General features: G+C 29.6%; 12 protein-coding genes. 1 reads left to right on the forward strand and 11 read right to left on the reverse strand.

Annotation, left to right across the window (positions count from 1 at the left end):
• Nucleotides 1-66 precede the first annotated feature (66 nt).
• Nucleotides 67-1,323 carry a DEAD/DEAH box helicase gene (locus tag ABDZ93_RS01890; RefSeq protein ID WP_343823117.1) on the reverse strand — a complete coding sequence of 419 codons (1,257 nt, stop codon included), beginning with the start codon at nt 1,321-1,323 and terminating at the stop codon, nt 67-69.
• 114 nt (nt 1,324-1,437) lie between these two features.
• Here ABDZ93_RS01890 and lexA point away from each other — a divergent pair, with 114 nt between their 5' ends.
• Nucleotides 1,438-2,046 carry a transcriptional repressor LexA gene (gene lexA / locus ABDZ93_RS01895; RefSeq protein ID WP_343823120.1) on the forward strand — a complete coding sequence of 203 codons (609 nt, stop codon included), beginning with the start codon at nt 1,438-1,440 and terminating at the stop codon, nt 2,044-2,046.
• A gap of 76 nt (nt 2,047-2,122) precedes the next feature.
• Here lexA and ABDZ93_RS01900 read toward each other — a convergent pair whose 3' ends face one another.
• The 10 genes from ABDZ93_RS01900 to ABDZ93_RS01940 form a co-directional block, all read right to left on the reverse strand.
• Nucleotides 2,123-3,406 (reverse strand): methionine gamma-lyase family protein, encoded by a 1,284-nt coding sequence (locus ABDZ93_RS01900; RefSeq protein WP_343823122.1) that lies wholly within the window; start codon nt 3,404-3,406, stop codon nt 2,123-2,125.
• A gap of 120 nt (nt 3,407-3,526) precedes the next feature.
• A complete protein-coding gene (miaA, locus tag ABDZ93_RS01905; RefSeq protein WP_343823125.1) occupies nt 3,527-4,468 on the reverse strand; it encodes a tRNA (adenosine(37)-N6)-dimethylallyltransferase MiaA in 942 nt (313 codons plus the stop codon).
• An 18-nt stretch (nt 4,469-4,486) separates the two neighbouring features.
• Nucleotides 4,487-6,340 (reverse strand): DNA mismatch repair endonuclease MutL, encoded by a 1,854-nt coding sequence (mutL, locus tag ABDZ93_RS01910; protein ID WP_343823126.1) that lies wholly within the window; start codon nt 6,338-6,340, stop codon nt 4,487-4,489.
• A 33-nt stretch (nt 6,341-6,373) separates the two neighbouring features.
• Complete coding sequence (gene mutS, locus ABDZ93_RS01915; RefSeq protein WP_343823128.1) at nt 6,374-8,989, reverse strand: DNA mismatch repair protein MutS; 2,616 nt, start codon at nt 8,987-8,989, stop codon at nt 6,374-6,376.
• A 47-nt stretch (nt 8,990-9,036) separates the two neighbouring features.
• The gene (gene miaB / locus ABDZ93_RS01920; RefSeq protein ID WP_343823130.1) at nt 9,037-10,395 is read right to left on the reverse strand and encodes a tRNA (N6-isopentenyl adenosine(37)-C2)-methylthiotransferase MiaB; all 1,359 of its coding nucleotides are present in this window, start codon (nt 10,393-10,395) and stop codon (nt 9,037-9,039) included.
• Nucleotides 10,396-10,610: 215 nt separating this feature from the next.
• A complete protein-coding gene (locus tag ABDZ93_RS01925; RefSeq protein WP_167403110.1) occupies nt 10,611-10,781 on the reverse strand; it encodes a hypothetical protein in 171 nt (56 codons plus the stop codon).
• Nucleotides 10,782-10,949: 168 nt separating this feature from the next.
• Nucleotides 10,950-11,108 carry an iron-sulfur cluster assembly accessory protein gene (locus ABDZ93_RS01930; RefSeq protein WP_343823133.1) on the reverse strand — a complete coding sequence of 53 codons (159 nt, stop codon included), beginning with the start codon at nt 11,106-11,108 and terminating at the stop codon, nt 10,950-10,952.
• 60 nt (nt 11,109-11,168) lie between these two features.
• Nucleotides 11,169-11,279 (reverse strand): iron-sulfur cluster assembly accessory protein, encoded by a 111-nt coding sequence (locus ABDZ93_RS20180; protein ID WP_479723507.1) that lies wholly within the window; start codon nt 11,277-11,279, stop codon nt 11,169-11,171.
• 221 nt (nt 11,280-11,500) lie between these two features.
• Nucleotides 11,501-11,830: a HesB-like protein gene (locus ABDZ93_RS01935; RefSeq protein ID WP_343823135.1), complete on the reverse strand. Its 330-nt coding sequence runs from the start codon at nt 11,828-11,830 to the stop codon at nt 11,501-11,503.
• A gap of 194 nt (nt 11,831-12,024) precedes the next feature.
• Nucleotides 12,025-12,591: a DEAD/DEAH box helicase family protein gene (locus ABDZ93_RS01940; RefSeq protein ID WP_343823137.1), complete on the reverse strand. Its 567-nt coding sequence runs from the start codon at nt 12,589-12,591 to the stop codon at nt 12,025-12,027.
• Nucleotides 12,592-12,596 lie beyond the last annotated feature (5 nt).

A 12,596-nucleotide genomic window follows, 5' to 3' on the forward strand; every position in this document is an offset into this window, starting at 1 on the left:
AAATCCTCCTAGATAGAACTCTATTAAATTATATGCATCAGGTACACTTTATATTAACCTTATACCTTATCTTTTATCTCTTTTATCCTTATTAACAATATTCTTCCTAGGTTTAGATGACTTCTTAGATGTTTTTGATGTTTTAGCTGAAGATGCATTACTTTTTTTATAGTTTTTTACTACAGCAGCGACGTCCTCTATATTTCCGTGAGATATAGTTTTTTCAGTAAGATTAAAATTTAGTTTTGTACTATAAGATTTTAACTGTGCTATCTCCTTAGGGGAAATAATAGATATAACTGTGCCACTTTTATCTCCTCGAGCGGTTCTACCACTTCTATGAACATAGGTATTCATATCTTCTGGTAAGTCTACATTGAATATATGAGTAACATCTTCTATATCTAATCCCCTTGCTGATAAGTCAGAAGACACTAACAGATTTATACGCTCTGCTTTAAAGTCTAGCATGGTTTTTTGCCTCTGATTTTTAACAAAACTACCATGTATTCCATCTACATTTAATCCATGATATTTTAACTTAGAAGTTAATATTTCTATTTCTTCACTTTTATTAATAAAAGTAATGGCTTTTTTAGGTTTTATACTTGCCATTAACTTTCTAAGGATAAGTATTTTATCTCTTCTATCACAAACTATATAAAAATTGTTTATGTTAGGGTTTATAGTTGTATCATTGTTACACTTTATCATTTCATGAGATTTCATTAAACTTTCGCCTATATTTAAAGCTTCCTCCGTTAAAGTTGCAGAAGTCATTACTAATTGTCTATCTCTAAGTGTAGTTTTTATAACATCCTTCACCATATTTAAATTATTTTTATCTAAAAGTTTGTCACACTCATCAATTACTATAGTTTTAACTGTATGAGCACTTATTTTTTTCATTTTTATAAGTTCTAGTATTCTTCCAGGAGACCCTATTACAAATTGAGGTTTATCCTTTAATTTTTCAACCTGCCTTTTTATATTTACATCTCCCATGATAACAGTAGATTTTATATCCAAAGCTGATTTATCTGCTAAAGTATTTAAAACTTCATTTACTTGAAGGGCTAATTCATGAGTAGGAACTAACACTATAAATTGATTCTCTCTTTTTTCATAATTAATTCTTTCAATTAGAGGTAACAAGTAAGCCAATGTTTTACCACTACCTGTTTCGCTTTGCATTATAACATCTATATTTGCTGATATTTTAGGAATTGATAATTCTTGTATCGGAGTTGGCTTAGTTATTTTTAATTTCTCCAACGCCTTTATTATTTCTGCATTTATATTTAGTTCTAAAAAATTTTTCATTTTTTCATCTCCAGTTTTTATTTAAATTTCCTAGAATAATCTTCCTTAATGGGAACAAAAGTTTGATATTCTTCACTCATTATGGTATAATTATCTAGATTGAGAGGTGTTTTCATGATTGATATTAAAAGTGGTAAACAATCAGAAATTTATGAGTTTATTAAAAATCAAGTTAATACTAAAGGGTATCCACCTTCAGTTAGAGAAATTTGTGAAGCTGTAAATTTAAGTTCAACATCTACAGTTCATGGTCATCTTACTAGACTTGAGAAAAAAGGATTAATAAGACGTGACCCAACTAAACCAAGGGCAATAGAATTATTACAAGAACCTCATAATAAAAAAGAGATGATTGATATTCCTATTATAGGTAAAGTTACAGCTGGAATACCTATACTTGCCCAAGAAAGTATAGAAGATTATCTAACTATACCCCTTGATTTTGTAAACAGTACAAATGAATTATTTATACTGAAAGTCCAAGGAGACAGTATGATAGAAGCTGGAATACATGATAAAGACTTAGCTATAATAGAAAAAACTTCTATTGCTTCTAACGGTGATATTATAGTTGCTTTAATAGAAAATGAAGCCACTATAAAAAGATTTTTTAAAGAAGATGGGCATATTAGATTACAACCAGAAAACTCTACTATGGAGCCAATAATTGTAGATAATTGCAAAATCTTAGGTAAACTTTCAGGAATTTATAGAAAATATTAAGAAGCTATTATAGCTTCTTAATATTTTTTTATATAATAATATAGATTTATTATATACCTATTAATTTAACTCATAGTTAAGATAATATTCTAGATATAGCCATTAAAACTCCTACTTTACCATGATCAAAGGTCAATCCACCTTGAAGATATGCTATATATGGCTCTCTTATTGGAGCATCAGCAGAAAGTTCTATTGAAGAACCTTGTATAAATGCACCTGCAGCCATAATAACTTCATCTTCATAGCCAGGCATAGCCCAAGGTTCACACTCTACAAAGGAATCTATTGGAGAACCAGCTTGAATTCCCTTGCAAAAATGAATTAATTTATCCTTATCATTAAATTTAACAGCTTGTATGATATCACTTCTCTTAGTGTCATATTTCGGCAATACATCAAATCCTAGAAGTTCCATTACCCTTGAACAGAATATAGCTGTCTTTACAGCTTCTACAGCTACATGGGGAGCTAAAAATAATCCTTGATATAAGCTTCTCATAACGCCAAAGGTAGAACCACACTCTCCCCCTATCCCTGGTATGGTCAATCTATAAGCTGCTTGAGTTACATAGACTTCTTTACCTGCTATATAACCACCTGTTGGAGCAATTCCTCCACCAATGTTTTTAATTAAAGATCCAGCTATAAGGTCAGCTCCTACATCTGTTGGCTCAATAGTATCTATAAATTCGCCATAACAGTTATCTACAAAGCAAATTACTTCTGGATTAATATCTTTAATTGCCTTTATTATTTCACCTATTTCATCTACTAACAGTGCATTTCTCCAACCGTATCCTGTAGATCTTTGAATATGTACTAACTTTATACTTAAATCTTTTCTTAAAACTCTTTGTACTTCCTCAACATTAACTTTACCTGCACTTGTTAACTCTAGTTGATTATAGTTTACCCCATATTCCTTTAAAGATCCTATGTTTACATCCTTAGTTATTCCTATAATGTTATGTAAAGTATCATAAGGTGAACCACATATACTAAGCATTGTATCTCCTGGGCGTAAGTTACCAAATAAAGCACATCCAATAGCATGAGTTCCATTTACAAAGTGTGGACGCACTAGGGCAGCTTCTGTGTTAAATACTCTAGCAAAAACCTTATCTAAAGTATCTCTACCAACATCCCCATAACCATATCCACTGGAATTAGTAAAATGCATATCACTAACTCTTTCAGCTTGCAAAGCATTAAGAACTTTTAATTGATTATATTCGCGAATATCATCCATCATAGAAAATTGATCTTGAATATCCTTTAAGGCCTGTTCTGATACTTTAAAAACCCCTTCATTTATTTTAAAGTTATTTATTAAAAACTTTTTAGTTTTTTCTATCATAAAAAATCGCTCCTTAAACATAAAATAACATTCTAATACTAACATAGCTATGAATATTAAGCAAATAATTCCTTAATATTCATAGCTATCACCATATCTTATATAATGTTTAAAATTAATCTAGTCTATATATTTTATCTCTTTAAAATCATTAATAATAAATTTTGCTATATCCTCGTCATTAGAAAAATCGTCCTTATCTACCCACTTAACTCTTGGGTCTTTTCTAAACCAGGTAAGTTGACGTTTAGCATAATTTCTACTAAATTGCTTTATATTTTCTATAGCCTTATCTTTAGAAACTTCACCATGAAGATATTGTAATAGTTCTTTATAACCTATTCCCTTCATAGATTGCATATCTGTATTATATCCTTCTTTTTCTAACCTTATTACCTCTTCTAAAAGACCAGCTTCTATCATTAAGTCAACACGATGATTAATTCTTTCATAAAGCTTTTCTCTATTCATATTTAACACATAGTAATAAACTTTATAAGGTATATTAAAAATTTCATCATTTTTAGCTGCTTCAGATATAGGTATTCCAGTTACCTTATATACCTCTAAAGCTCTAATTACCCTTTTAAGGTCATTGGGATATAGTTTATTATAACTAACTTCATCAACCTCTTTTAACATCTCATGAACATAATCTACTCCCTTTTCTAAGGCTAGTTGTTCTAATTCTTTACGATAAGCTTCATCTTTATTAGTTTCTGCAAAACTATAATTATAAATAAGAGAATTAATATAAAGCCCAGTTCCACCTACTAACATTGGAAGATGATTTGCACTACTTATTTCTTCAATACTTTCCTTTGCCAAGTTACTAAACTCTGCTACACTGAAGCTTTCGCTAGGATCTAAAAAATCTATTAGATGATGCTTAACACCATTCATCTCCTCTGATGATATTTTAGCAGATCCAATATCCATCTTCTTATATATCTGCATGGAATCAGCAGATATTATTTCCCCATTAAGTTCTTTGGCAATATCAATTGAGATCTTTGTTTTACCAATACCAGTAGGTCCTGCTAATATAAATAAATCTTTCATAGCTTTAACCCCTTCATACTAAATTCTTTTAAAACTTTTTTCTATTTCCTTTAATGAGTATTTAATTATAGTAGGCCTACCATGAGGGCAAGTAAATGGCTCATCTATATATCTTAACTCTTCAAGGAGTGATAAAATCTCTACATCGGATAGCTTATCATTGGCTTTTACAGCTGCTTTACAAGCAATAGATGCTATTTTATCATATTTTACATCTATTGCTAAACCACTACCCATAGATTTTATATTATCTATCATATCATGGAATAAATTGTTTATATGAGGTTTCCCTAAAAGCAAGGGAACTTCTCTCACTAACACGTCATTATCTCCAAAACCTTCAACTACAAATCCTGCATTTGAAAAAATATCTTCATTATCTTTATAAATGGCATATTCATCAAAGGCTAATGGAATGATTATAGGTACAGCTAAAATCTGACTTACCACATTAAGATTACCTATATTTTTTCTATACTGTTCAAATAATATCTTCTCATGAGCAGCATGCTGATCAATTAAATACAATTCATCTAAATATTCACCAATTATATAACTATTAAAACACTGTCCTATGAGTTTAATTGGTGGAAACTTAGGTATTCTCGATATTTCCTTACTAGAATATATGTTAGATTCTTTAGGTTCAACTTGATTTTCTATAGGAATTTCTCTTATATAAGAAGGATTGTCATTATAGTTTACTTCTTTATTAAAAGCAGAATCCTTATTATAATTTAAATTATTGTCTTTATTAGTATATTGATTATCATTTAAATACCCCATTTGACTAGGTTCTGGATGAGTATAACTTATGTATGATTTATCCTCTTGAACCATAGACGAATCTTCTATTTCTTCTGGTATAATAAAACTCTTCTTTAAGCTTTCTTTTAATGCACTATGAACCCCATCAAATATTGTTTTAAATAAGACTCTTTCCTCTAAAAACTTAATTTCATTTTTAGTTGGATGTACATTCGGATCTATAAACTCTGGAAATATATCAATGTATATAGCAAAGAAGGGAAATTTATTTACCATAATAAAGGATTTAAATGCATTCTCTACAGCTGCAGTTATTAGAGAGCTTTTTATAAGTCTCTTGTTTACAAAGATGCTTTGTCTATTTCTGCTACCCCTACTAATAGTCTCTTTTCCAATAAATCCATATACAGATAAAATATCGCTATGATTTTCTATTGGTATTACATTTTCATATACTTCTTTTCCGTATAAAATTCTAAGGGTCTTATCCAGTTCATCTTCACTAAAAGTCCTGAGGGTTTGCTTTCCATCATTAATTAATGTAATGGAAGTCTTATAATTTCCTAGGGCTAGCTTTAATACTAAGTCATTTATTATAGATTTTTCTCTTTGAGGTGATTTTAAGAATTTTTGTCTTGCTGGAGTATTGAAGAATAGATCTTTAACTTCAATTTCCGTTCCCAAATTACAACCTATGTCTTTCTCATAGATTACTTTTCCACCTTCAATATAAATCTCTCTACCATAATCAAAAGCTTCCATCCTTGATTTTAGTCTAACCTTTGAAACAGCAGCTATACTAGCAAGAGCTTCTCCACGAAATCCAAAAGATTGAATATCATAAATATCTTCTACGGAACTTATCTTACTAGTACCATGGGGCATAAAAGCTTTTTTTATATCTTCAGGATGAATACCACTTCCATCATCTGTGATTCTTATAAGTTTATTTCCACTGTCTTCTATTTCAATAGTTATATTTTTGCTGTCAGCATCAAGGCTGTTTTCCATTAATTCTTTAACTACAGAACTAGCTCTTTCAACAACCTCTCCTGCTGCAATTTTATTGGCAGTGTTTTCAGATAATAAATTGATTCTTCTCATAATACACCCACCTTAAATAATTATTTTATCCCTTTATATATTCTTAGCTTTTTTTATAATATCATATAATTTATTAAATCCATCCATAGGTGTAAGATTAAGTACATCTATAGACTTAATTTCTTCAATTAGGTTTTGCATAGCAACATCTTCAAAGGCTATTTGCTGGGTTAAACAAATTTCTTTTTCTACTTTATCTGTAGATGAGATTACAGTTTTAGCTTCTTCTTTGATTATATCTTTTGAAGAGCCATCTTCTAAAGTCTCTAAAATTTCTCTTGCTCTAGAAATTACTGCTGAAGGTAACCCTGCTAACTTAGCAACCTCTATACCATAAGATTCATCTGCTCCACCCTTTATAATTTTACGTAAGAATATAATATTATTATCTACTTTTTTTGCTGAAATAGAGTAGTTTTTTACTCCCGGAATTTCACCTTCTAGCTTAGTCAACTCATGATAATGAGTAGCAAATAGAGTTTTACACTTAATATTTGAATTTTCACATATATACTCTATAACTGCCCAAGCAATGCTGAGTCCATCGTAAGTACTAGTACCTCTACCAACTTCATCAAGAAGTACTAAACTCTTATTGGTAGCATTATTAAGAATATTTGATACTTCCCACATTTCTACCATGAAGGTACTCTTACCACCAGCTAAATCGTCAGAAGCTCCTATTCTAGTAAATATTTTATCACAAATAGAAACATTTGCTTCTTTAGCAGGAACAAAACTTCCCATTTGAGCTAATAGTGTAATTAATGCCACCTGTCTCATATATGTAGACTTACCAGCCATATTAGGACCAGTAATTAACATAAGTCTATTATCTTGAAGATCTAAGGTAGTATCATTAGATATAAAACTATTTGCCTTTGTAATGACTTCTACAACTGGGTGTCTCCCCTCTTCAATTTCTATGATACCATCCGTGTTAATTACAGGTTTAACATAATTGTTTTCTCTAGCAACCATAGCTAAAGCCCAAATACAGTCAATTTCTGATATGAGCTTAGCCGTATTTTTCATTCTATCTATATTTTCTTCCAATTTCTCTCTAACTTCTGTAAATATAGAATATTCAAGAGCTATTAATTTCTCTTCCGCTCCTAGAATTTTATCTTCCATCTCCTTAAGCTCAGGAGTTATATATCTTTCAGCATTAGATAATGTTTGTTTTCTAATATATCTTCCTTCTGGTACTGAGGAAAGGTTAGATTTTGTAACTTCAATATAGTATCCAAAAACCTTATTATAAGAAATCTTAAGGGATTTTATGCCTGTAGCTATTCTCTCTTCATTTTCTAAATTGGCGAGCCAAAGCTTTCCACTAGTTTTACTTTCTCTTAATTCATCTACTAAGGAATTATATCCCGTTTTAATAATATTACCTTCCTTAACAGACAAAGAAGGTTCATCCATAATAGAACTTTCAAGGAAAGTCCAAATATCTCGTAGTTCATCTAAGTTAGAATGAATCTCCTTCATTAACGGACTTGTAAGATTAGATATAATTTCTTTAATTCTTGGAACTTTAGCAATGGAATGCTTTAATGATATAAGCTCCTTAGCATTTATTGCAGTAGAACTTATTTTACCAACTAATCTTTCAATGTCATAAATACTATTTAAAGCTTCCTTTAAATCTTCCATTAATATTATATCCTTAGTAAACTCTTCAATAGCATCTTGCCTATTTAAAATATCTTCCTTAATAATTAAAGGCTCTTCTAACCACTTTCTAATTCTTCTTCCACCCATAGATGTATTAGTTTTATCCATAACCCATAAAAGAGTTCCTGTTTTTCCCTTATCTCTTAGATTCTCCACAAGCTCAAGGTTTCTCCTTGAATTCACATCTATGGTCATATATGTGCAAATATCATATACTTCTATATTGTTTATATGAATTAAAGAAACCTTTTGAGTTTCTTTTATATATCTAATTAATCCATTACAAGTTCTAATTAATATATCTGATAATTTATCTATTTCTAAGTTTGGAAACTGTTCTTTTAGTTCTTCATCTTCTAAATTAAAATTATCATCTTGGAAGTGAGATATATAAAAGGATGTTCTACTTGTAATTTCATCTATAATCTCTTCGTCAAAGTTTTCTGTAATAATTATCTCTCGAGGATTAAATTTGCATAATTCATCTATAATCACATTAATATTATATTTAAATTCAGTAGTATAGAAGTCCCCTGTAGACACATCACAAAAGGCCAGCGCAATTTCATTTTCCTTCACATATAAACTGGCTGTATAACTATTTTTACTCTCATCTAAATAAGAAGCTTCTGTATAAGTTCCTGGGGTATAAATTTTAACTACATCACGCTTTACGATTCCTTTAGCCACTGCAGGATCTTCTACCTGTTCACATATTGCCACTTTAAATCCTTTTGATATTAAAGCTCCAATATAATTCTTAGCTGCGTGAAAAGGAATTCCACACATAGGAGCTCTTTCTTCAAGACCGCAATCTCTTCCAGTTAGTGTTAATTCTAACTCCTTTGATGCAATTTTAGCATCATCAAAGAACATTTCATAGAAATCACCTAGTCTGAAGAATAAGATACATTCTTTATATTTATCTTTAACTTGAAAATATTGTTGCATCATTGGAGTTAACGCCATATATATCTCTCCTTCATAATTATTTAAAAAAAGCGACAAAGTCGCTTTTATACTTCTTCTCCTATTAATGAAAAAGAATTTGCTTTTGTGATTTTAACATTAACTAATTTACCTATATTTTCTTTATTACCAGTAAAATTAACTAACTTACTTGTTCTTGTTCTTCCAGCTAGCTTTGTATCATCACTTTTACTTTCACCTTCTACAAGAACTTCAACTACTTTTCCATCATAAAGCTTATTTTTCTTAGCAGAAATTTCATTAACCACTTCAACTAGTCTATTAAATCTCTCTTTTTTAACTTTTTCATCTACTTGATCAAACATTAAATCTGCAGGAGTACCACCTCTTCTAGAATATAAGAATGTAAAGGCAGAATCATATTCCACTTCTTTTACTAAGCTTAAAGTATCTTCAAAATCCTCCTCAGTTTCTCCTGGAAAACCTACAATTATATCTGTAGTTAGTGCTACATTCGGAATTCTTTCCTTGATTTTTCTAATTGATTCTAAATATTGCTCTCTAGTATAATGTCTATTCATTTTCTTCAATATTCTTGATGATCCAGATTGTACTGGAAGATGGATAGATTCACATAATTTGTCTCCTACTGCAATTACATCAATTACTTCATCACTTAAATCCTTTGGATGAGAAGTCATAAATTTCACTCTCTCAATACCATCTACTTCATTTATTCTTCTTAAAAGTTCTGCAAAATTAATATTTTCTTCCAAACCCTTACCATAAGAATTAACATTTTGTCCAAGAAGAGTAATTTCTTTGTATCCTTCTTTAACCATACTTTCTATTTCTTTAATTATTTCAGCAGAGTTTCTACTTCTTTCACGTCCTCTTACATGTGGAACTATACAATAAGTACAGAAGTTGTTACAACCATACATTATTGTAACGAAGCCTTTTATAGTACTTGCTCTATCAATAGGCGCTCCTTCTATTATATCTGCTTCTTTATCCCAAATTTCTACTATTGGTCTTTCCCCACCTAAAACTCTTCCAAGATACTCTGTAAACTTATAGGCATTATGAGTTCCTATAATTATATCTACAAAAGGAAACTTACTTATTATTTTATCTGCCATTCCCTCCTGTTGCATCATGCAACCTGTAACTGCAATAACCTTACTAGGGTTTTCTTTTTTAAATTTTTTTAAAGCTCCAAGGTTTCCATCTACCTTTTGCTCAGCATTTTCTCTAACACAACAAGTATTGAAGATTATTATATCAGCTTCTTCTTTAGAGTTAGTTCTTATATATCCTAATGGTTTTAATCCACCAGATAATTTTTCGGAGTCCTCTTCATTCATTTGACAACCCCATGTTTCTATATAGTATTTTAAATTTTTATTTAGGCCATATATATCAATCTTATTAATTTCGTTCATTTACTATTTTCCTCCGTTTTTCCTATTGAATTTCTATAGTATTATAGCATATAAAAGATATAAAAAGAAAGTCTAGTTAAGTAATGATTAATCCTTTAAGTGGTAATCATAAACATAACAAAAGCACTTACTCTTAATTTAAGTAAGTGCTTATTATTCCTTTTTAATTTAAATTGTATTAATGGTATTAATTTTATTTTCATTCACACATCATTTTACCATTTTCCATCATAGCTAATTGGTTTAGATTTCTTATCAGAAGTTTTAGCTCTTCCTTGAAGCTCTGGTACTGGATGAACTTCATTTTTAGGAAAGTGATTATGCTTGTTACTTTCTGTACCATGTGAATCTTTTGGATCTGGTCTTCTCATTCCTGCTTTTGCCATAATAGTTCCCTCCTACTTATTTGTCACCATTAGTTTAAACAATATAAGAAGTTTTATACTCAACTATGTTTTCTATAGATAGAAATAAGTATATAAAAAAATAAAAAGTACAATGCTAAATAAAGTTAACATTGCACTTTTACTTTTAAATTAGATTTTGTTTATGCATTAGCCGCAGCTGCTACAACTTGAACATCCGCCACCTTCAGCTTGCTTTTCAGGCTCTATAGAGAATCCACCTCTACCATTCTCTTCACCTGAACGAATAGTAAGAGCTCCAAATTGTTCACTTACAGATTTATCTACTAAAAATGTAAGTCCTTCCACAACTTCCGTGTTATCAGTATCTTTTTTTTCATCTAAAACTAGATTAAATGTTGGGCCACCTCATCCCATACCTGCAAAATGAATTCTTACTGTATCTGCTGTAACTTCATTATCTTTTAAAAATTGTAAGAACTCAACGGTAGCTTTATCACTTATTTTAACTGTTGACATAATTTTTACCTCTTTTCCTTTTCAGTTTTATAGATACACCAATATTGTGCCAATGAATCTACATATTTATTACACTAATAAATATTACTATGAATGTCAATTGTATTTACCATTGGATTTACTAATAGATTTTATTTGAAATAAATATACATACTAAAAAAGTGCAATATTAAACAAGTTTAATACTGCACTTTCAGTAGTATGATTAATAACTTTTAAATTTAACCGCAGCTTGTGCAACCAGCACAACCTCCACCTTCTGGTTTTATTTCTGGCTCTATAGAGAATCCACCTCTACCATTTTCATCTGCACAAAGAATTGTCAGTTCACCAAATTGCTCAGTAACTCCTTTATCAACTAAAAATGTAAGTCCTTCAACAACTTCTATGTTATCACTATCTTTTTTCTCGTCTAAAACTAAATTAAACACAGCACCACTACAACCCATACCTGCAAAATGAATTCTTACTGTATCTGCTGTAACCTCATTATCTTTTAAAAATTGTAAGAATTCAGTAGTAGCTTTATCACTTATATTTACTATTGACATACTTTTACCTCATTTCTATATATAATAACTATTATTTAGATATAACTAAATCTTTATGACATTAAACACAATTAATTATCAATGTCATTTATAATTATATAATATCATAGCATTTATGCGTGTCAATAGATTGGTTTATCACTTTTTTCTATAGAACTTTATTAACTATAAGGGAATGTAATGGCTAAATTTTTCTATACTGTATTACTCTCTATTTGAAAGGATTCTATTGGTAAAATTTCATTTCCAAACATCCTATAATCATGGTATTTATAAGAGGCTCTCATAACGTCTTCAGTAATAGTTTTTCCTCTATTTACATAATCTAAAAAGTCATAGCATGTTAATATATTTATATGTTCTTCTTCACATATATTAGATAAAGCTTTAATAAATTCTTCAAATATTGTATTACATGTGTTATTTAATATCTTAGCACCATCTATTATAAAGTCCCCTCCCCAAAATCCTGAATTCGAAGCTTTTGCTTTAAGTTCTCTAAGAAACTTTGATATCATCGTAGAATTTATATTTTCATTATACGAAGACATTAATACATTACTCATCCTAATATTTTCTATCATTGATCTTTCATTTGAATCTAAATTATTAGTAAGTAATTTATATATATCTTCATCTACATAAAGATAAACATAATTATTATTTTCTATTTGCTGTTTTATGTATTTATATAGATTAATTACTAAATGATCCTCCCCATAATAATAAAAACAGATATTTTTACCACAATAATTACTCATAATTT

This window comes from Clostridium subterminale (assembly GCF_039521425.1).
Taxonomy (GTDB): Bacteria; Bacillota; Clostridia; order Clostridiales; family Clostridiaceae; genus Clostridium_J; species Clostridium_J subterminale.

Coding starts and splice junctions, on each gene's coding strand:
- ABDZ93_RS01890 (WP_343823117.1), bottom strand. CDS start 1,323: ATGAAAAATTTTTTAGAACTAAATATAAATGCAGAAATAATAAAGGCG.
- lexA (WP_343823120.1), top strand. CDS start 1,438: ATGATTGATATTAAAAGTGGTAAACAATCAGAAATTTATGAGTTTATT.
- ABDZ93_RS01900 (WP_343823122.1), bottom strand. CDS start 3,406: ATGATAGAAAAAACTAAAAAGTTTTTAATAAATAACTTTAAAATAAAT.
- miaA (WP_343823125.1), bottom strand. CDS start 4,468: ATGAAAGATTTATTTATATTAGCAGGACCTACTGGTATTGGTAAAACA.
- mutL (WP_343823126.1), bottom strand. CDS start 6,340: ATGAGAAGAATCAATTTATTATCTGAAAACACTGCCAATAAAATTGCA.
- mutS (WP_343823128.1), bottom strand. CDS start 8,989: ATGGCGTTAACTCCAATGATGCAACAATATTTTCAAGTTAAAGATAAA.
- miaB (WP_343823130.1), bottom strand. CDS start 10,395: ATGAACGAAATTAATAAGATTGATATATATGGCCTAAATAAAAATTTA.
- ABDZ93_RS01925 (WP_167403110.1), bottom strand. CDS start 10,781: ATGGCAAAAGCAGGAATGAGAAGACCAGATCCAAAAGATTCACATGGT.
- ABDZ93_RS20180 (WP_479723507.1), bottom strand. CDS start 11,279: ATGTCAACAGTTAAAATAAGTGATAAAGCTACCGTTGAGTTCTTACAA.
- ABDZ93_RS01935 (WP_343823135.1), bottom strand. CDS start 11,830: ATGTCAATAGTAAATATAAGTGATAAAGCTACTACTGAATTCTTACAA.
- ABDZ93_RS01940 (WP_343823137.1), bottom strand. CDS start 12,591: ATGAGTAATTATTGTGGTAAAAATATCTGTTTTTATTATTATGGGGAG.